The sequence below is a fragment of the Mycobacterium sp. E3247 genome (assembly GCF_001667785.1).
Taxonomy (GTDB): Bacteria; Actinomycetota; Actinomycetes; order Mycobacteriales; family Mycobacteriaceae; genus Mycobacterium.
This window is the reverse complement of record NZ_LZJG01000524.1, coordinates 1-19,566: the sequence shown is the minus strand read 5'-3', so window position 1 is coordinate 19,566 and position 19,566 is coordinate 1. Positions and strand designations below refer to the sequence as shown.

Sequence of the window (19,566 nt, the reverse complement as noted above, 5' to 3'; positions counted from 1 at the left end):
CGGGTTCGTCGAGCAGCTGCAGCAGCTGCGGTTCGTGAAGGAGGCGCTCCGATGACCGCGACACCGGCACGGCTGGACCACCATTCACGCCCGGGTGAAAGCTGACTGGATGAACACTTCGGATCGAACTGCCGACATACCGCAGCTCCCGTTCGCTGACACCCTTCAGATCGGCATTGGCAAGGTGACTGCCGAGGAAGTCACCGCCACGATGGCCTGGGCCGAGCATTTGTGTACCGCGGGTGGCATTCTGCACGGCGGGGCGCTCATGGCCTTCGCCGACACCGTGGGCGCCCTGTGCGCGGTCGCCAACCTGCCGCGAGGCGCGGGGACCTCCACCATCGAATCCAAGACCAACTTCTTCCGCGCGGTACGCGGCGGCATCGTGAACGCGACATGCAACCCGCTGCACGTCGGCCGCAGCACCATCGTCGTCCAGACCGACTTGAGCGACGATCGCGGCAAACGAGTCGCTCAAGTCACCCAGACCCAGGCCGTGTTGGGCAATCAAGAGGCTTGACCGCGGAAGTCACCGTGACCACCCTGGCCAACCCGATCACGTCGAGGGCACGACACGGTCGCCGTCGCGGCGTCAGGCCTTTTCGATCCCCGCGACGGTGCGCTTTCCGCGGCGCAACACCAGCCACCGGCCGTACAGGAAATCCGAGGGCTGCGGAGCCCATTCCTCGCTGTCGATGCGGACGTTGTTGACCGATACGCCGCCCTCGCCCAGGGTGCGGCGCGCGGCTTTGCGGCTCTCGGACAGGCCGCTGGCCACCAACAGGTCGACGATCCCGTCCGGGCCGCCGGGTTTGAGCTCGGCGACCGACGCCTCGCGCAGCGCCGCCGCCAGCGTCGCCTCGTCCAGCCGGTCCAGTTCACCCTGCCCGAACAGCGCCCGGCTGGCGTGCTCGACCGCCTCGGTGGCCGCCTCGCCGTGCACCAGGACGGTCAGTTCGCGGGCCAGCCGTCGCTGTGCGGCCCGCTGCTGCGGGCGCTCGGCCGTCGCCTGTTCCAGCTCGGCCAACTCCTCGGCCGACAGGAAGGTGAACCACCGCAGGTAGCGAATCACGTCGGCGTCGGCGGTGTTGAAGAAGTACTGGTACCAGGCGTACGGGGTGGTCATCGCCGGGTCGAGCCACAGGCTGCCGCCGCCGGTCGACTTGCCGAACTTGGTGCCGTCGGCCGCCGTCACCAGCGGCACGGTGAGCGCGTGCACCGTCGCGCCCAGCTTCTGGCGCACCAGCCGGACCCCGGCGATGATGTTGCCCCACTGGTCGGAGCCGCCGATCTGCAGCGCGCAGTCGTAGCGGCGATGCAGTTCGACGTAGTCGTTGGCCTGCAGCAGCATGTAACTGAACTCCGTGTAGGAGATGCCCTCGCCCTCCAGCCGCCGCCGGATCGTGTCGCGGTCCAGCATGACGTTGACCGAGAAGTGCTTGCCCAGGTCGCGCAGGAACTCGATGGCCGACAACGGGGCCGTCCAGTCCAGGTTGTTGACGACGACGGCCCCCGTCGGCGACGTGTCGAAGTCGACGAAACGCTCCAGCTGGCCCCGGATGCGCTCGGTCCATTCGGCGACGGTGTCCGCCTCGTTGAGGGTGCGCTCCCCGACGTCGCGCGGGTCACCGATCATGCCGGTGGCCCCGCCGGCCAGCACGATCGGGCGGTGGCCGGCGCGCTGAAACCGGCGCAGCGCCAGCAACGGCACCAGGTGCCCCGCATGCAGGCTGGCCGCCGTGGGGTCGAAGCCGGCGTACACCGTCATCGGCCCGCGCTGCGCCTCGGCCGCCAGCGCGTCGAGGTCGGTGGACTGCGCGATCAGCCCGCGCCAGCCCAGCTCGTCAAGGATCCCGGAAGACATCGCCGCCGACTTTAGTCGGTCCCGCGGCCACGATTCGCCCACGCGCACCGGGATGAGGCAAGCTAACCGAGCGGCGCACCGCCGCGTCACCGCCTGCCCGCTGAGCGCACCGACGACGTGGAGCGTTATGGACAACCGATACTGGCCGCTGGTCGTCGTGGTGGTGATGCTGGCCCTCGGGCTGACGCTCACGGTCGCCGACTTCAAACGGGCCGCCACGATGCGCAAACCGCTCGCGGTGGCGCTCATCTGCCAGTCGCTGCTGCTGCCGGCCCTGTGCCTGGCGATCGCCGAGGCCTTCCACCTCGAGCCCCATCTGGCCGTGGGTCTCATGCTGATGGCCGCCACCCCCGGCGGGACGATGTCGAGCATCCTGAGCCACCTGTTCAACGGCGACCTGGCCCTCAACCTCACGCTGACGGCGATCAACGCCGTGCTGTCGATCGTCGCGCTGCCCGCGATTCTGGCGGTGTCGATGACCTGGTTCCTCGGCGAAGGCCGGTTCCTCCCGCTCCAGGTGGACAAGTTCTTCACGGTGTTCGGCCTGGTGCTCGTCCCGATCGCGATCGGGGTCGCCTTCCGTCACCGCTTCCCCGAACTCGCCCAACGGCTGCAGCGGCCGGTCCGCATCATCGCGCTGGCGTTGCTGGTCGTCGCCGTGCTCGGCGCGGTCGCCGGGGGGCGGACGACGTTGTGGCATCACTTCGGCGCGCTGAGCGGGGCCGTCGTGACCTTCTGCGCCGTGAGCCTGACGGTCGGCTACCTGGCGCCGCGCTTCATGCGGCTGGCTCCCCGCCAGGCCGTGGCGGTCAGCCTGGAGGTCGGGATGCACAACGCCGTCGTGGCGATGGGCATCGCGTTGAGCCCACAGTTGCTGAACAGCACCGAAATGGCCATGCCGGCCGCGTTGTACAGCGCCGTCGCGCCCCTGCTGGCCGTGACGTTCGTGTTCCTCGCGCGGCGGGCGGACCCCGCCTTCCGCGCGGCTGTCCGCGTCCCGGTCTAGTCGCTGGTCCCGGGGGCGGGTGCCCGCGGGCTGCGCCGGTACGCCGAGACTTCCGGCCGGCCCGCGAGCCAGAATCGCCACGGTCGGTCGGCGGCTTGGCTGACCCCGACGCGCGGGCCCGACGCGGCGGTCAGCGGCTCGTTGAGTTCGAGGGTCACCGGGCTGGCCGGGCTGAACAGGTCGATGCCGTTGTCGTCCATGGTGATTCCCAGGGCCGAACACAGGTTCCCCGGCCCCCGCGCGAGCGCGGACCCGCGCACCAGCTCGCCGCGCCGGGCGCGCGCGGTCTCGGTGCCCTCCTCGAGGGCCGCGGCGCGCAGCAACACCGCCGCGGCCGTGCCGTCCGGCCCGCAGGAGACGTTGGCGCACACGTGGATCCCGTGGCTGCGGTAGGTGTAGAGCCGCCCGGGCGGACCGAACATCACCGCGTTGCGTCCGCTGATGCCGCGATAGGAGTGCGCCGCGGCGTCCGGCCAGGGACCGTCGGGAACGCCGCCGTAGGCCTCCACTTCGACGATGACGGCGCTGACGCCCCGCCCGGTGAGGGTGGCGCCGAGTAGCCGTTGGGCAGCAGCGACGGGGTCGACGAGTAGCTGACGTGCGGCCACCCACCGAACCTACCGACCGCGCCGCCATGGCAGTATCCCGGTGTCCCGGGACCTGCGAAGGAGCACACGACATGCATCCGATCGACCCCGCCGCCACCGCCTGGCTGCTGGCCAGCACCGCGCTGGTGCTGCTGATGACTCCCGGCCTGGCCGTCTTCTACGGCGGCATGGTCCGCACCACCGGGGTGCTCAACATGATCATGATGAGCTTCATCTCCATCCCGCTGGTCACGGTGGCGTGGCTGCTGGTCGGCTACACCATCGCGTTCTCCGACGACGGGGCGAGCGGATTCCTCGGCAACCTCAGGCACATCGGGATGCTGGGCATCACCCCGGACACCGCGCACGGGGCGGTTCCCGAGCTGCTGTACGCCACGTTCCAGGTCACGTTCGCGATCATCACGGCCGCCCTGGTCAGCGGGGCGATCGCCGACCGCGCGAAGTTCGCCGCGTGGATGGTGTTCGTCCCGGTGTGGACGGTGGTCGTGTATTCGGTTGTCGCGCACTGGGTGTGGGGGCCCGGCGGCTGGCTGGCCAAGCTGGGCGTGCTCGATTACGCGGGCGGCCTGGTCGTCGAGATCGTGTCCGGTTCCTCGGCCCTGGCCCTGGCGCTGGTGCTCGGGCCCCGCATCGGCTTCAAGAAGGACGCCATGCGGCCGCACAACCTGCCGCTGGTGTTGCTCGGCGTCGGGCTGCTGTGGTTCGGCTGGTTCGGGTTCAACGCCGGCTCGGCCCTGGCGGCCAACGGCACCGCCGCGGCCATCTTCCTGAACACGCTCGTCGCCGGCTGCCTGGGCATGCTGGGCTGGCTGTCGGTGGAACAGATCCGCGACGGCCGGCCCACGACGTTCGGTGCGGCCTCCGGCGTGGTGGCCGGGCTGGTCGCGATCACGCCGTCGTGCGGGACCGTCAACACGCTGGGTGCGGCGGTGGTCGGGCTGGCGGCGGGCGTCGTGTGCTCGTTCGCGGTAAGCGCGAAATTCCGCCTCAACTATGACGATTCGCTGGACGTGGTCGGCGTGCACTTCGTCGGCGGCGTCGTCGGGGTGTCGTTGATCGGGCTGCTCGCCACGGCGGTCATGACGTCGGGCCCGCGGGGCTTGTTCTACGGGGGCGGCTTTTCCCAGCTGGGCAAGCAGGCGCTCGCGATCGTCGTGGTCGCGCTCTATGCGTTCACGGTGTCGTTCGTGCTCGCGAAGGTGATCGACCGGGTGATGGGATTCCGGCTCAGTCCGGAGGACGAGACCACCGGCGTGGACCTCACGCAGCACGCCGAGACCGCCTACGCCGAGGGCGTGCACGGCCACCTGCCGCTGCGGCGCCCCGGTTCCGAAGGTCGCTCCCCGTAACCCCTTGACACGCCCTCGGTAGAGGACGAATATTCATCACATGATGACTTCATCACGTGATGAATTAATCAGCGAACCGGCCGTCCGCATCGATCACCTGCGGGTGATCCGCGGTAAGCGCCCCGCCCTGCACGACTTCTCGGTGCAGATCGCGCGCGGCAGCGTCACCGGCCTGCTCGGCCCGTCCGGCTGCGGCAAGACCACCCTGATGCGGTCCATCGTCGGCACCCAGATCGTCACCTCGGGAACCGTCACCGTGCTCGGCCACCCGGCCGGGTCGGCGTCGCTGCACCGCCGGGTCGGGTACCTGCCGCAGGATCCGACCATCTACAACGACCTGCGCGTGGTCGACAACGTCCGGTATTTCGCCTCGCTGTACGGTTTCGATCGCCAGGCCGCCGACGCGGCGATCGATCGGGTGGGGCTGGCCGATCACCGAACCGCCTTCTGCGCCAACCTTTCCGGCGGTCAGCGCACCCGGGTTTCGCTGGCGTGCGCGCTGGTCTGCCGGCCCGCGCTGCTCGTGCTCGACGAGCCGACGGTGGGCCTGGACCCCGTGCTGCGCGCGGATCTCTGGGAGCAGTTCGCCGACCTCGCCCGCGGCGGAACCACGCTGCTGGTGTCCAGCCACGTCATGGACGAGGCCGACCACTGCGGTGACCTGCTGCTGATGCGGGACGGTCACCTGCTCGCGCACACCACACCGGACCGACTACGAGAGGACACCGGATGCACGTCACTGGAGGACGCGTTTCTGTCCATCATCAAGCGCAACATCATGCGCCAGGCCGGTTAGGGCTCAAGGGATATACCGCCACCACGACAAGGATCCTGCGCCAGCTGGCGGCCGACCACCGCAGCGTCGCGATGATCCTGTTCGTGCCGGTCCTGGTGATCACGCTGATGTACTACATGCTGCAGAACGAGCCGCACCGGCCGGGCACGCCGACGCCCTTCAACAACGCCTGCCTGATCCTGCTGGGCCTGTTCCCGCTGTTCGTGATGTTCATCATCACGGCGATCACCATGCAGCGGGAACGGGCCTCCGGCACGCTGGAGCGCATCCTGACCACTCCCCTGCGGCGGTTCGATCTGCTGATGGCCTACGGCACCGCCTTCTCGACGGCCGCCGCAGCACAGGCCGTCCTGGCGTGCATCGTGTCGTTCTGGCTGCTCGGCTTCGACACCGCCGGCAGCCCCGCGTGGGTGTTCGTGATCGCGATCGTCAACGCCGTCCTGGGCGTGGGCCTCGGCCTGCTGTGTAGTGCCTTCGCTCGCACCGAGTTTCAGGCGGTGCAGTTCATCCCGCTGGTGATGGTGCCGCAGTTGTTGCTCGCCGGCATCATCGTGCCCCGGGCGTTGATGGCGCACTGGCTGCAGTGGGTCAGCGACGTGATGCCGGCCAGCTACGCGCTGGAGGCACTCCAACAGGTGGGGGTGCACCCGCAGCTGACCTACGTCGCGGTGCGCGACATCGTCGTCGTGCTGGGTTTCGCGCTCGCGTCGCTGTGCCTGGCGGCCGCGACGCTGCGGCGACGGACCCCGTAGTGGCGATCTAGTGGCGATCGCAAGCGCGGCGGAGCCCGCCAATGAGGGTCGCAGGCGGCCCGGGCGGCCGGCCGGCAGCTCCGACACCCGCAATCGCATCCTGGTCAGCGCCCGAGAATTGTTCGCCACCAATGGAATCGGCAATACCTCGATCCGCGCGGTGGCGGCGGCCGCGGGCGTCGACTCGGCGCTGGTGCATCACTACTTCGGCACCAAGGAGAAGCTGTTCGCCGCGGCCGTGCACATCCCGATCGATCCGATGGACATCATCGGCCCGCTGCGCGACGTGCCGATCGAGGAAGTCGGTTACCGGCTGCCGTCGATGTTGTTGCCGCTGTGGGATTCCGACCTGGGCACGGGGTTCATCGCCACGCTGCGGTCCATCCTGGCCGGCTCGGAGGTCAACCTGTTCCGCACGTTCATCGAGGACGTGATCGCGGTGGAAGTCGGCCCGCGCGTTGACAATCCGCCCGGCAGCGGGGTCATCCGCGTCCAGTTCGTCGCCTCGCAGCTGGTCGGCGTCGTGATGGCGCGCTACATCCTGCAGCTGGAGCCGTTCGCGTCGCTGCCGGCCCAGCAGGTCGCGCAGACCATCGCGCCCAACCTGCAGCGCTATCTCACCGGGGATCTGCCGGACGGGCTCGTGCCATGAGCCGGGCGTGCTCGTCGTCGTCGACGTCGCGGGCCTCGTCGACCAGCAGCACCGGGATGCCGTCCTCGATCCGGTAGGCGCGCCGCAGCCGCGGGTTGTACAGGAACTCGTCATCCACGAGCAGCAGCGGGCCACGGTCGGCCGGGCACACCAGGATTTCCAGCAGCGAATCGTCAATCATGGTCGCGCCCGCTCAGCTCGGACCGCACGCTCGGGGTCAGCTTCCGGAAGAAGTTGCCCTCGGCGTCGAAGTACCAGACCTGGCGGCCCGGCTTGGGAATTCCGGCCGCGCGCAGGGCGCTGACGGTCGGACGATAGGTCGCGCTCAACGTCATCTCCGGACACACCTGGACGATGTCGGGGCCGACGCCGATGGGGATCTTCGCCACGGCGTCGGTCAGGTCGGCCGCGGTGATGCCGGCCCCCGGCAGCAGCGTGACCGCCGAGACCGCGACCTGGCGGTCGCCCACGGGCACGTTGTAGGTCACCGCGAGATCGACGCCGGTGACGCAGCCGAGCACGTTGTTCACCGGCTCGTCGAAGACGGGACCGCGCGCGGTGTGGACCACCGAGCCGCGCCGGCCCGCCAGCCAGTAGTCGCCGTCGTCGTCGCGGTAGAACAGGTACTCGGTCGAGATCCAGGTGTCGCCGGCGGCGAAGACGCCCCGTTTGACCGACGCGGTCGGGTCGATCGGACCGTTGGACGCGGCGAGCAGCACCCCGACTTGTTTCGGCTCGGCGATCTGGACGAAGCCGCGGTCGTTCTCCAGGATCAGGTCGTGTTCGACGTCGTAGGCGGCCAGCTCGATGCGCCCGGCGCCCGGCAGCGGGCGGCCCTTGCTGCCGACCTTGGCGCCGGACACGTTGGCCAGCACCGCCTGTCCGTCGGTGGTGGCGAAGAACTCGACGACGTGGGCGGGCGCGAAGGCGTCGACGACGCGGCCCCACAGCCCGGTCGGCATGCCCGAACCGATGAACAGCCGCACCGGGTGGTTGCCGTGCAGCACGAAGGCGGGATCGTCGACGATCTCGCGGAGCATGGCCCAGGTGTAGGACACCACCGTGACGCCGTACTGGCGCACCTCTTGGACGAACCGGTCGCGGTCCAGGCCGCGGGACAGCGCGATGCGGGTGCCGCCGACGACCCCGCCGCCCAGGCTCACCAGCAGCGCCGACTCGTGGTGCAGCGGGGTGAGGCAGTAGACGGTGTCCCGGCGGTCCAGGGCGGCCGTCGAGGCGGTGCCGAAGGCCGACACCGCCCAGCGGTAGTTGGTGATCTGCTTGGCCACCAGTTCGCCGCCGGCCGCGCTGAACGCGATGAACGCCAGGTCGCGGGCCAGTCCCGGGTTGGGCCGGTACCAGCCGGGCAGCTCGACGGCGTCCGGGTCGATCTGTTCCATGTCAATGACGTCGCTGTCGTCGGGCAGGTGCAGATCCCGCGCCTCGCCGCCGCCCAGCACCAGCACCTGCCGCAACCCCTGGCGGTCCGACGCCAGCACCGCCTCCAGGTTGGTGGGGTCGGTCAGCAGTTCGGTCACTCCCCCGAGCCGGACCGACGCGGCCAGGTCGGTGTCCGGTCGCATCACCACGGCGACGGCACCGAGCCGGGACAGCGCGGCGATCGCGACCAGCGCGCTGGGCCGCGTCTCCATCAGGACACCGACCCTGTCGCCCTGGCGCACCCCGACCTCGATCAGGCCGCGGACGACGTTGTTGATGCGCCGGTTGACGGCCTCGTAGGTGTGCACGCGCCCGTCGAAGAGCAGGAATTCGCCCTGCGGGGCGTCGTGCGCCTGCTCGTCGATGATGCGGCCCAACGAGATGCGCGTGTGGTCGTTGATCTGCCCCAGCCGGACCAGGCGCGGCAGCGTGCGGGCCGTTTCGACGGCCAGGGTGCGCATCGACTTGTTGGCCGCGACCACCGTGTTGGCGGCACCGCGCACCACGCCCAGCGCCGCCTCGGAAACCTCGCCGATACCGTGTGCCAGACGGGAACTCAACGCGACACCGCTGTCGGTGTGCTTCTCGGGCTGGTCGGCCATCAGGTCGATGCCGTCCGGTTTGTCGCCGCCGGTGGACAGCCACTTCACCCATTCGGCGACGGTCGGCCAGCTCTGCTGCGCGGCCTTGGATCCGACGACCAAACCGAAATGGCCTGTGCGGATGCGCTTTTCGTAGACCTCGGCATCCGGCGCCGCGCGTCTGATGCCGCGCACCGACGCCGGCTGCCCGATGTCGTCCACCTCGCCGACGAAGGCCAGCACCGGGCAGGTGATGTCGGTGAGCGTGACCATCTGCCCGTTGACGGCGAAGCCGCCGGTCATCATGCGGTTGTGGGCGATGAACTGCTTGAGCAGTTCGGAGATCGCCGGGCCCGACCAGGCGATCCAGCCCTCGCGTTCGAGGAACCTGCGCTGCTGTTCGCGCGGCAGCAGCGCCTCGCGGTCGTGCAGCTGGCGGACGAAGTCGACGCGCGCCTTGGCGGTCTTGAGCGGATCGAGCATTTGAAAGCCGGTGCGCGCCATCCAGCTGGGGATGGCCAGCCGGCTGAAGACGTGGTCGGCCATGAAGTTGGCCGCCGGCGCGGCGAAGTTGGGCGGGATGCCCATCGGCAAGGCGGCCAGGGTGTCCACCGGCGAGCCGAAGGTGACGATGCTGGCCAGGCTCTTCGACCGCCGGTAGGCGGCGACCTGGTAGCACCACATGCCGCCCTGGGAGTAACCGACCAGATGGATGTCGCTGCCGGTGACGCCCTTGACGGTGTCGATGGCCTGGCTGAGCGCGACGATGTGATCGGCCAGGGTGCGGCGCATGCCGCCTTCCACCTTGTCCGGTTCGCCGAAGTCGATGACCCAGGGGTCCAGCCCGTTGGCGTGCAGGATGCCGACGGCGCCGTCCTCGCGGGTGACGTCCCACATGTCCGCCGACATCATCATCGGGTGCACCATCAGCACCGGCGGGCCCACCGGCGGCTTGTCCGGCCGGTTGTCGGGCGGGAAATAACGCCGCAGCTTGTACATCGTCACGCTCTCGACGATCTGCGATGGCGACGGGACGCTACCCGTCTCCAAGCCCCCCAGCCGGACGACTTCCAGCCCGTTCTGCGCCGTAGCTATCAGGCGCTCCACCGGTCGCGTGACGATCGACAAGTTGAGATCCACGGCCGCTCCCCTATGTCTTGACAGCTCCGACATCATGGCACACCAGCGGGGTCGGTGGGCCTGGCCAGGTGATTTGCTCGCGGGTGGTCCGTGGCGGCCGGATGAGAATCGGCCGGAGGCCCTCAGGAGGGCGGCGGCTGCAGCCGCTCAGCGTGGCGTCTCGCTACCGGCACCGCGCGAATCGGTTTTCGCAATACATGCCGACGGCATCCGATCCCGTCGACGGACCGTGTTGGTCGGCCTGATCGGAAGCCAGCGCCGGAGTGGACGTGATGAGTTGATTGATGATGCCGGCCGCCCCGTCGCCCGAATCCGCTTGCGCTACCCCGGTGCCGCCGTTGAGCGCCATGGCCGCCACGGCACCGGCCAGCAGTCCGAGAGAGCGCAGGTGGGGCTTCATTCGCCACCCCTTCCGTCGTCGCCGGAGCACCGGTCACCAAAGCAGCAATCTTACCGGCCCCCGAATCCCGCAGCCCCATTCCATAACGGTTACGAAAGCACAACGACTTCGGCGGGGCGGCCAGCAAATTTCGAGGCCGTGGTCGGGCCGCGCCTACGGTATCGCTCGTGTGGCCGGTAGCCGTGGTCGTCCGTCGCGCTGCGATCGTCGCGTTGTGCGTCGCCGTGTCGGTGATCTCGGCGCCCCCGGCGGCCGCCGATCCGGACGCCGAGAACGCCGCGGCCACCGCGGGGCCCTCCGACGAAGGGCGGGTGCCGTCCTCCGATCCGGTGACCTACACGACGCCCGAGGGCTGGGATTTGACCCTGGGCGCCAAGGACGAGTCGCAGGTTCCCATAGCGCCGTTGACGACAGCGCTCTCGTCTCGCGAATACCTGGCCCGCGGAACCTTCCTCGGCTCGCTGGACGGGATCGACCAGCCTCGCGGCACCCTCGAGGTGGGTTACGAGATCGGCTGCGGGATCGACATGAGCACATCCAACGGCGTCACGATCGCAGGCAGCGCCGGAATCACCCCGGGCCTGGGCATCGCGGGACTGGGAGCCGGTACGCCCGTAGCCATTCCGTTGGTGTCCACTCCGCTGAACGGCGTGGTCACCGTGGGCCTCAAACCCGGCGTCGTAGTCGTCGTACCGGTGGCCCGGAAGGACTTCAAGGGCGCGAATCCGCGGGTCATCGTCACCGGATTCCACGTCAAAATCGATGGGTGCGTGGGTCAGTCGTTCATCCGGTCCTACGCAACGCTGACCCAGGCGACCGACGAATCCGACGTCGTGCTGTCCTACGTCGGCGTGACCAAGTCCGTCTGATCAGAACGGCGGGGGTTCCTCGTCCGGCGGTGCCGGGCCGGTGTGGGTTGCCACGCGGGCTCGCCGGTTGCGGTGGCGTTCGGCGGCGACGTGCTGCGCCCGGTTCTGGGCGCGGGTGCGGGTGCGCAGGGGCATCCGTGCGGTGCGCTCGCCGCAGCGCTCGCGCGGTTTCGGGGCGGGCAGGGGCCCGGTGGGCGCGCACAGTGTCGGGAACAACAGCGCGCTGCCCGGGGCGGTGACGTAGGTGTGTCCGTCGGGCAGCCGCCAGATGAGGGTGCCGTCGGGCAACTGCTCGTCGCGCCAGCCCCAAAATGTTTTGAGCAAATGATGTTGGCGGCAAAGGCATTTCAGGTTCGACGCGTGGGTGGGTCCACCGTCGCTGTACGGGATCGTATGGTCGATGTCGCAGTCGACGGCAGGCCGGTCGCACCCCGGCGCCCGGCACGTCAGGTCCCGGCAGCGGACGAAGTCCGCCAACCGGGTCGAGGGGGTATAGCGCGGTTCGGCCTCGGCGGGGATGGTGAGCGGGACCAACTTGGCCGAGCGAGCGAGTTCGGCGATCACCTCGGCCGGTATGAGTCCGTCGACACCGGGCAGCACGCCCGGGGCCCCACCTTGTCCGGAGACAGTCGCCTGCTCGGCGACGACATGGATCACCACATTGCTCGGGGTGCGCCCGCCGCCTGCGCAGTCGGGTGTTCCGCATAGACACCGCAACCGCTGCGCCCCGGCGGCCAGCGCGCCCAGCGCATCGGCCCGCCGCTGTCGAGGGGTGCGTGGGTCGGCGCCACACACGCTGCGCGCCATTTCCTCGAGGCGTCGATCCAGCGCACGTCCGTCGGCGCCGAACAGGCTGCCGGTCACCCACGCCGTCCCCGACTCGTTGTCTTGCACATCCACAAACCGATCGGCGACCGCCTCCTTGGCCCGGCGCACCGCGTCGGCGTCCACCAGCGCCACGACCCGATCCACGGCCGCGCTCAACCCGCTCCGGGTCAACGACGGGCGCCGCGACACCAACGCGGCCAACCGCGCGTCCACGCGCGCCACGCCGTCGGGGTCGGTGATCAGATCGGTGCGGTACACGATCGTCTGAAATGCGCGATAGTCGATGTCCCCCACCCGGAACGCCTTGCCGACCTCGGGTAGCCGCTCGCGCATCGCCATCGCATAGCGCAGGTAGCTATGCGCCATCGCCAGGCTGCATCCCAGCGCCGCACCGACTTGGGCGGCGACCGCGTCCCACGCATCGGCGGCCCAGTCCGGCCGCTCCCCCGAATCCCGGCAGCGCAAGACAAGCAAGTCACCCACTGCCGCAAGGCGTTCCGCGGCGGCCCGCGCCTCCGCGCGGCCCGCGTCGCGCACCCGGGCCAGCAGCGCGGCCGACTCCGGCGTCGACCGCGAAGCCTCGGCATATTCGAACATAGTTTCGATAGTAGCGGGTGGGTGTGACAAGTCGCCGGAGCGGCGGCCCGGCCCCCGAGTCGGGACTTTGCGCCGCCGCAAGGCCGGCCGAACGCGGACGGTTTGCGCCTAACCAAACCGGGTACGCACCGAATGCGCTTCGGTCACGACGCGCCGTCGGGGCCACCTCGGTTGAAACACACAGCTGGGCGCTTACCAGTTCTCTGGGCAGCCATCGCGAGTCTTCATCGCGCTGGCTGCCTGAACGTGTTTCGGTTCAAAAGTGAGGTGACGCATGGGCAAACCGCCCCGGACCGTCACGGCATGGCGTCGTTCTCGGTGTGCGGACCACCGCCCGCTCGCGTCATGCCCCACGGGCGCCACCCCGGCCAGTAACTCGGATGACCAGCGATCCACGAGCTAAAGGAAGGCAATCAAATGTTGTTGTTAGGCAACGGCGGACGGCGCAAGCACGAGGCGATTCAGCTGGGCGAGCGGGCGTTATACGACGTCGCGCACGGCCGCTTCGAACGCTCGCTGTCCGGGCTGACGGCCATGGCGGCCCTCGTGACCACGGCCGAGATCTATTTCGAGCACTACAAGGCGAGCTTCGGCAACAAGTGGATGTGGAGCCCGATCGTGGTCACCCCGCCGGTGGTGGTCGCCGGAATCGGCGGGGTGTTCTCCCGGCGCTGGGCCAAACTCTGGCTGCCGATCACGGCCGGCATCTACACGGCCAACGGCCTCATGGGCGAATACCTGCACGCGCGCGGGGTGGCCCGCAAGCCCGGTGGATGGAAGAACGCGTCCTACAACGTGCCCATGGGCCCGCCGATCGCGGCGCCGGGGCTGATGTGCATGGTCGGCGGGATGGGGCTGCTGGCCTCGATCCTGCGGCGCGAGCGGTTCCGGGGCTGAGCGCGATGGCAGACACCGCCCGCCCCGACCACCTGCCCAACCTGCGACCGGATCGCAAACCCCCGCACCCGTCCTGGCTGCCCAGACAACGCCGCGGGACCACGCCCCAAATGATCGGGCGCTACCCGGATTTCGACGTGCTGGAGACGGCCGACACCTGGGACGAGGCCACCAAGAAGGTGGTGCTGGCCCGGCTGGAGCCGCCCGGGCCGCTGCGGTTCTTCACCGCCGACGAGGAGCCGTGCCTGCGCGCGTTCTGCGACACCGTGCTCGCCCAGGACACCGAGCCGCGGGTGCCCGTGCCCGAGTCGGTCGACTCCAAGCTCGCCGACGGCCGGCTCGACGGCTACCAGTACGCCGACATGCCCGACGACCGCGACACCTGGCGGCTGGTGCTGCGGGCGCTGGACGAGACCGCGTCCCGCCGCTACGGCAAGGCCTCGTTCGCCGACGCGGAGCCCGACACCCGCGAGGCGATCATCGACCAGTTCTCCGACGGCGCCCTGAACGGTGGCACCTGGGAGCGCCTCAACGTCAAGCGCGCGTGGTCGGTGTGCATGCGAATAGTGTTGTCCGGGTTCTACTCTCACCCCTGGGCATGGAACGAGATCGGATTCGGGGGCCCGGCCTACCCGCGCGGGTTCATGCGCCTGGGCGGCGCCACCGGGGATGCCGCGGCCCGCGAACCATTCGAGACGAGGGGCGCCACGGACGAGGACCCGGTCCGCGTGGTGCAACACGGTGAACTGTGATGGGTGACCGACTCCGCGGACTGCTCAGGGGAGCCGTCGGGCCCAAGGACAACGAATCGCGGTTCCTGCTCGACGTGCACTCGCGCGACCTGCCCGGCGAGAAGACCATGCAGCGCTACCGCGACGACGACGAGGTCGACCTGGTGGTCGTCGGCGCCGGCGCCGGCGGATCGGTGCTCGCCCAGCGCCTCGCGCGGGCCGGCTGGCGGGTCGTCATCCTCGAGGCGGGCCCGTTCTGGCACCCCGACGAGGACTGGGTGTCCGACGAGGCGGGTTCGCACGCGCTGTACTGGACGCAGAAGCGCATCATCGGCGGTGAGGACCCGATCGAGCTGGGCAAGAACAACTCCGGGCGTGGGGTGGGCGGCTCGATGGTCCACTACGCCGGCTACACGCCGCGGTTCCATCCCAGCGACTTCCACACCTACACCCTCGACGGTGTAGGGGCGGACTGGCCGATCCGCTACGAGGACGTCCGCCCGCATTACGAGCGGATCGAGCTGGAGCTGCCGGTGGCCGGGCAGAACTGGCCCTGGGGCTACCCGCATCGTTATTCCTTTTCCCCGCACCCGATTTCGGGCGCGGCCGCCAAGCTGTGGCGGGGCGCCATGCAGCTCGGCATCGAGATGCGGGTGGGGCCCGTCGGCATCGTCAACGGGACCTTCGGTAACCGCCCGCACTGCATCTACCGCGGTTACTGCCTGCAGGGCTGCAAGGTCAACGCCAAAGCCAGCCCGTACGTCACGCACCTGCCCGACGCGCTGGCCCACGCCGTGGAGGTGCGCGCCAATTGCATGGCGGCGCGCGTCGAACTCGACGACAGCGGCGCCGCGCGGGGGGTGGTCTATTACGACGAAGTGGGCGGGAGCGAACGGCTGCAGCGGGCCAAGGTCGTCGCGATCGCCGGGTACTCCATCGAGACGCCGCGGTTGCTGCTGAACTCGGCCAGCGAGCGCTTCCCGAACGGGTTGGGCAACAACGACGACCAGGTCGGTCGCTACGTGATGGTGCAGGGCGCCACGCAGTCGGCGGGCCGGTGGTCGGAAGAGGTCCGGATGTACAAGGCGCCACCCCCGGAGGTGTCCTCGGAGCAGTTCTACGAGACGGACCCGTCCCGCGGGTTCGCCCGCGGCTTCGCCATCCAGACCGTGTCCCCCATGCCGATCGGCTGGGCCGAACACGTGCTCGCCGACGGGCATTGGGGGCGGGCGTTGCGGGAGTACATGCGCGACTACAACCACTGGGCGACCATCGGCGTGCTCAACGAGCTGTTGCCGCTGCCGGACAATCGGGTCACCCTCGCCCAGGAGACGGACCCGTACGGCATCCCGGTCGCCCGGTTCGACTACACGCTGTGCGACAACGACAAGGCCAACATGGCCTACTCCACCAAGGTGATCGACGACATCCTGCACGCGTCGGGCGCCCAGGACGTGCTGACCATCGAACGCTTCGCCCACCTGATCGGGGGCGCGCGCATGGGCACCCGCCCGGACAACTCGGTGGTCGATTCCGACCACCGGGTGTGGGGCGTGCCGAACCTGTTCCTCACCGACGGCTCGGTCTGCCCGACGCAGGGCTCGGCGAACCCGGCGCTGACGATCATGGCGTTGGCCTCGCGGCTGGCCGAACGGATGGCGACCGGCAAGATCGGCAGGGACGCCCCGGCAAGCCGGCCGGCGAAGGCGGGGGTCCGTGTCTGACCGCACGATCGATGTCGAGGTGACCTTCTCCCCGCGGGTGCTGCGCGAGTACGCGCTGCTCGCGGACGGCGAGCGGGGCGCCCTGATCGGTCCGCAGGGCGACGTCGCGTGGATGTGCACCCCGCGGTGGGATTCCGACGCCGTATTCTCGAATCTCATTGGCGGCGATGGGGTTTACGCGATCACCCCGACCGACGTCCGGCACGTGTGGGGCGGCTATTACGAGCCGGGCACCCTGATCTGGCGCAACCGGTGGATCACCCGCGACGGCATCGTGGAATGCCGCGAGGCGCTGGCCTTCCCGGGCGATCCCGACCGGGTGGTGCTGCTGCGCCGGCTGCTGGGCTGCCGCGGGACCGCGCGGGTGCGGCTGTTGCTGCAGCCGAGCGCCGCGTTCGGCCGGCACGGCTCCGGCGATCTGAGCGTCGACGACGGGGTGTGGAGCGGAAAGTCGGGGCGGATACGGTGGCGCTGGCTCGGCGGCTGCGACGCGCGCGCCGTCACCGGGGCGCGCGGCCACGGGGACGCGCTCGCCTGTGAGGTGACCGTCGACGAGGGCGGTCAGCACGACTTCGTCCTGGAGCTCTCCGAACGCGCGCTCCCCGACCGGCCGCCCGACCCCGACGTCGCCTGGGACGCAACGGAGGCCGCGTGGCACCGCAGCATGCCCGAGCTGACCGGCACCGTCGCCCCGCGCGACGCGCGGCACTCCTACGCGGTGCTGCGCGGGCTGACCAGCAGCGGCGGCGGCATGGTCGCCGCCGCCACGATGAGCCTGCCCGAGCGCGCACACACCAACCAGAACTACGACTACCGCTACGCGTGGATCCGGGACCAGGTGTACGCCGGCATCGCCGCCGCCAGCGTCGGGGCGACCGAATTGCTGGACCGCGCGGTCGAATTCGTCGGCGGCCGGCTGCTGGAACACGGACCCGACCTCAAGCCGGCCTACACCGTCACGGGCGGCAGCGTGCCCAGCGAGCAAACCCTCGACCTGCCCGGCTACCCCGGCGGCACCGACAAGGTGGGCAACTGGGTCAACCAGCAATTCCAGCTCGACGTCTTCGGCGAGGCGCTGCAGCTGCTGGCCTGCGCGGGCCACGCCGGGCGGCTCGATGTCGAAGGCTGGCGCGCCGCGCAGGCCGCCATCGGCGCGATCGAAAAGCGTTGGCGGGAGCCGGACGCGGGGATCTGGGAGATCGACAACGAGCACTGGACGCAGTCCAGGCTGGCCTGTGTCGCCGGGCTGCGCGCCATCGCCAAGGTGGCGGGCGGCGGCACCGAGGTGGCCGCCAGCGCGTCGCTGGCCGACGCCATCCTGGCCGACACCGCCGCCGGCAGCCTGCACCCGCAGGGCGGCTACTGGCAACGCAGCCCGCGGCTGCCCGGAGTGGACGCGTCGCTGCTGCTGCCTCCCGTGCGCGGGGCCCTGCCCGCCGACGACCCGCGCACCCGCGCCACACTCGACGCCGTTCGCGATCAGCTCAGCCACGACGGGTTCGTCTACCGCTTCCGGCACGACGAGCGCGACCTCGGCGACGCCGAGGGCGCCTTCCTGCTCTGCGGATTCATGATGGCGCTCGCCGAACACCAAATGGGCCATGCCCATTGCGCGATGCGCTGGTTCGAACGCAACCGCGCCGCCTGCGGGCCCCCCGGATTGTTCTGCGAGGAATACGACGTCAGGCAGCGCCAGCTGCGCGGCAACCTCCCCCAGGCCTTTGCGCACGCGCTGATGCTCGAATGCACGGCCACCCTCGCCGACGACGCCCACCATGACTGACACGAAGGGAGATCAGGCGATGACACCGACCACACAAACGATCGTGATCACCGGAGCCAGCGCCGGCATCGGCCGGGCCACCGCCAAACTTTTCGGGCAGCGCGGGGCGAACGTCGCCCTGCTCGCCCGCGGGTCCGCCGGGCTGGACGGCGCCGCCCGCGACGTCGAATCCGGGGGCGGCAAGGCGCTGACCATCCCCACCGACGTGGCCGACCACGCGGCCGTCGTCGCCGCCGCCGACGAGACCGAGGCGGCCTTCGGACCCATCGACGTCTGGGTCAACGTCGCATTCACCTCCGTGTTCGCGCCGTTCCACGAGATCAGCTCCGAGGAGTTCAAACGCGTGACCGAGGTGTCCTACCTCGGGTACGTGCACGGCACCATGGCGGCGCTGGGCAAGATGCGGCCGCGCGACCGCGGCACCATCGTGCAGGTCGGCTCCGCGCTCAGCCAGCGATCCATCCCACTGCAGTCGGCGTACTGCGGCGCCAAGCACGCCATCAACGGGTTCACCGAATCGCTGCGCTGCGAGCTGCTGCACGAGCGCTCGAACGTGCGGGTCACGGTGGCCCAGATGCCCGCGGTCAACACCCCGCAGTTCTCCTGGGTGCTGTCCCGGCTGCCCCGCCATCCGCAACCGGTGCCGCCGATCTACCAGCCCGAGGTGGCCGCCCGCGGCGTCCTGTATGCCGCGGATCACCCTGGGCGCAAACAATATTGGGTCGGTGACAGTACCGCGGTGACGCTGCTGGCGCAGAAATTCGTGGCGCCGCTGCTGGACCGTTACCTGGGCCGCACCGGGTACGACTCGCAGCAGACCGAGGAGCCCGTGCGCGCCGGGCGCCCGCACAACCTGTGGCAGCCGCTCGACGAGGAGCCGGGCAGCGACCACGGCGCCCACGGCGGGTTCGACGACAAATCGCACACGCTGAGCCCGCAACTGTGGGCGTCGCAGCACGCGATGATCAGCGGGGCCGGCGCGCTGGGCGCGGCGGGACTGGGCGGGTGGCTCGCCGCGCGCCGGTGGGCCCGATGAGCGTCGACGCCCGCATCGACGACGTCACCGCCCAGTCCTACGAAATCCCCACCGACGCACCGGAAGCCGACGGCACCCTGCCCTGGTCGTCGACCACGCTGGTGCTGGCCGAGGTCGCCGCCGGCGGGCGGCGCGGGATCGGCTACACCTACGCAGACGGCGCGTGCGCGGAGTTGATCAACGGGCCGCTCGCCGGGACGCTCACCGGACACGGCGCCCTGGACATCACCGGTCGGTGGCAGGCGATGGTCCGGGCGATGCGCAACAACGGGCGACCGGGGCTGGTGTCGTGCGCCGTCTCGGCCGTCGACACCGCCCTGTGGGACCTCAAGGGCAAGCTGCTGGACCTGCCGGTGTGCCGGCTGCTCGGCATGGCACACGACGCGGTCCCGATCTACGGCAGCGGCGGGTTCACCACCTACGACGAGCGTCAGACCCGCGCACAGCTCGAACGCTGGGTGGACGAGTGGAAGATCCCGCGCGTCAAGATCAAGATCGGCGAGTCGTGGGGCT

The 19,566-nt window shown here is 70.0% G+C and carries 19 protein-coding genes and 1 pseudogene; 13 read left to right on the top strand and 7 right to left on the bottom strand.

What is annotated here, in order from left to right:
- Window positions 1-256, bottom strand: a 256-nt coding sequence (locus A9X04_RS31785; protein ID WP_231985827.1) for a hypothetical protein, incomplete at its 3' end; no start/stop codon positions are given.
- Between A9X04_RS31785 and A9X04_RS27035 the strand changes: the two genes are divergently transcribed.
- Window positions 137-520: a PaaI family thioesterase gene (locus tag A9X04_RS27035; protein ID WP_369829025.1), complete on the top strand. Its 384-nt coding sequence runs from the start codon at window positions 137-139 to the stop codon at window positions 518-520. The genes A9X04_RS31785 and A9X04_RS27035 overlap by 120 nt on opposite strands.
- Window positions 521-592: 72 nt before the next feature.
- Here the strand turns inward: A9X04_RS27035 and tyrS are convergent, their stop codons facing one another.
- The gene (gene tyrS, locus A9X04_RS27030; RefSeq protein ID WP_067927554.1) at window positions 593-1,864 is read right to left on the bottom strand and encodes a tyrosine--tRNA ligase; all 1,272 of its coding nucleotides are present in this window, start codon (window positions 1,862-1,864) and stop codon (window positions 593-595) included.
- A 52-nt stretch (window positions 1,865-1,916) separates the two neighbouring features.
- On the opposite strand from tyrS, the gene A9X04_RS27025 reads away from it, so the two are divergent.
- The gene (locus A9X04_RS27025; RefSeq protein WP_231985825.1) at window positions 1,917-2,870 is read left to right on the top strand and encodes a bile acid:sodium symporter family protein; all 954 of its coding nucleotides are present in this window, start codon (window positions 1,917-1,919) and stop codon (window positions 2,868-2,870) included.
- Here the strand turns inward: A9X04_RS27025 and A9X04_RS27020 are convergent.
- A complete protein-coding gene (locus A9X04_RS27020; RefSeq protein ID WP_067927548.1) occupies window positions 2,867-3,478 on the bottom strand; it encodes a DNA-3-methyladenine glycosylase in 612 nt (203 codons plus the stop codon). The two genes, A9X04_RS27025 and A9X04_RS27020, sit on opposite strands and share 4 nt — an antisense overlap.
- A 71-nt stretch (window positions 3,479-3,549) precedes the next feature.
- Here A9X04_RS27020 and A9X04_RS27015 point away from each other — a divergent pair, with 71 nt between their 5' ends.
- The 4 genes from A9X04_RS27015 to A9X04_RS27000 are packed head-to-tail and all read left to right on the top strand — an operon-like array spanning window position 3,550 to window position 7,027.
- On the top strand, window positions 3,550-4,827 hold the full coding sequence (locus tag A9X04_RS27015) for an ammonium transporter (protein WP_067927546.1): 1,278 nt from the start codon (window positions 3,550-3,552) through the stop codon (window positions 4,825-4,827).
- Window positions 4,828-4,867: 40 nt separating this feature from the next.
- A complete protein-coding gene (locus A9X04_RS27010; RefSeq protein ID WP_067927543.1) occupies window positions 4,868-5,623 on the top strand; it encodes an ABC transporter ATP-binding protein in 756 nt (251 codons plus the stop codon).
- Entirely contained in the window at window positions 5,557-6,375 is an 819-nt protein-coding gene (locus A9X04_RS27005) for an ABC transporter permease (protein WP_156751739.1), read from the top strand. Before A9X04_RS27010 ends, A9X04_RS27005 begins: the two co-directional genes overlap by 67 nt.
- Window positions 6,376-6,391: 16 nt before the next feature.
- A complete protein-coding gene (locus tag A9X04_RS27000) occupies window positions 6,392-7,027 on the top strand; it encodes a TetR/AcrR family transcriptional regulator (RefSeq protein WP_067927561.1) in 636 nt (211 codons plus the stop codon).
- On the opposite strand, the gene A9X04_RS26995 is transcribed toward A9X04_RS27000, so the two are convergent.
- The 3 genes from A9X04_RS26995 to A9X04_RS26985 form a co-directional block, all read right to left on the bottom strand.
- The gene (locus A9X04_RS26995; RefSeq protein WP_067927535.1) at window positions 6,993-7,208 is read right to left on the bottom strand and encodes a Trm112 family protein; all 216 of its coding nucleotides are present in this window, start codon (window positions 7,206-7,208) and stop codon (window positions 6,993-6,995) included. The two genes, A9X04_RS27000 and A9X04_RS26995, sit on opposite strands and share 35 nt — an antisense overlap.
- Window positions 7,201-10,188, bottom strand: coding sequence for an acyl-CoA synthetase (locus A9X04_RS26990; protein ID WP_067927534.1), 2,988 nt, complete (start codon window positions 10,186-10,188; stop codon window positions 7,201-7,203). The genes A9X04_RS26995 and A9X04_RS26990 overlap by 8 nt, the downstream gene beginning before the upstream one ends.
- 163 nt (window positions 10,189-10,351) lie before the next feature.
- On the bottom strand, window positions 10,352-10,588 hold the full coding sequence (locus A9X04_RS26985) for a hypothetical protein (RefSeq protein WP_067927531.1): 237 nt from the start codon (window positions 10,586-10,588) through the stop codon (window positions 10,352-10,354).
- A gap of 182 nt (window positions 10,589-10,770) precedes the next feature.
- Between A9X04_RS26985 and A9X04_RS26980 the strand changes: the two genes are divergently transcribed.
- A complete protein-coding gene (locus tag A9X04_RS26980) occupies window positions 10,771-11,457 on the top strand; it encodes an MspA family porin (protein ID WP_067927528.1) in 687 nt (228 codons plus the stop codon).
- On the opposite strand, the gene A9X04_RS26975 is transcribed toward A9X04_RS26980, so the two are convergent.
- A complete protein-coding gene (locus A9X04_RS26975; protein ID WP_067927526.1) occupies window positions 11,458-12,882 on the bottom strand; it encodes an HNH endonuclease signature motif containing protein in 1,425 nt (474 codons plus the stop codon).
- Window positions 12,883-13,299: 417 nt separating this feature from the next.
- On the opposite strand from A9X04_RS26975, the gene A9X04_RS26970 reads away from it, so the two are divergent.
- The 6 genes and pseudogenes from A9X04_RS26970 to A9X04_RS26945 form a co-directional block, all read left to right on the top strand.
- Entirely contained in the window at window positions 13,300-13,779 is a 480-nt protein-coding gene (locus tag A9X04_RS26970) for a hypothetical protein (protein ID WP_067927524.1), read from the top strand.
- Between the two features lie 5 nt (window positions 13,780-13,784).
- On the top strand, window positions 13,785-14,531 hold the full coding sequence (locus A9X04_RS26965) for a gluconate 2-dehydrogenase subunit 3 family protein (protein WP_067927523.1): 747 nt from the start codon (window positions 13,785-13,787) through the stop codon (window positions 14,529-14,531).
- Entirely contained in the window at window positions 14,531-16,234 is a 1,704-nt protein-coding gene (locus tag A9X04_RS26960; RefSeq protein ID WP_067927520.1) for a GMC family oxidoreductase, read from the top strand. Before A9X04_RS26965 ends, A9X04_RS26960 begins: the two co-directional genes overlap by 1 nt.
- The gene (locus A9X04_RS26955; protein ID WP_067927518.1) at window positions 16,227-18,017 is read left to right on the top strand and encodes a glycoside hydrolase family 15 protein; all 1,791 of its coding nucleotides are present in this window, start codon (window positions 16,227-16,229) and stop codon (window positions 18,015-18,017) included. Before A9X04_RS26960 ends, A9X04_RS26955 begins: the two co-directional genes overlap by 8 nt.
- A gap of 19 nt (window positions 18,018-18,036) precedes the next feature.
- Complete coding sequence (locus tag A9X04_RS26950) at window positions 18,037-19,053, top strand: SDR family oxidoreductase (RefSeq protein ID WP_082975279.1); 1,017 nt, start codon at window positions 18,037-18,039, stop codon at window positions 19,051-19,053.
- Window positions 19,050-19,566 (top strand): annotated as a pseudogene (locus A9X04_RS26945) (mandelate racemase); the annotation flags it as partial. The gene A9X04_RS26950 and the pseudogene A9X04_RS26945, both read left to right, overlap by 4 nt.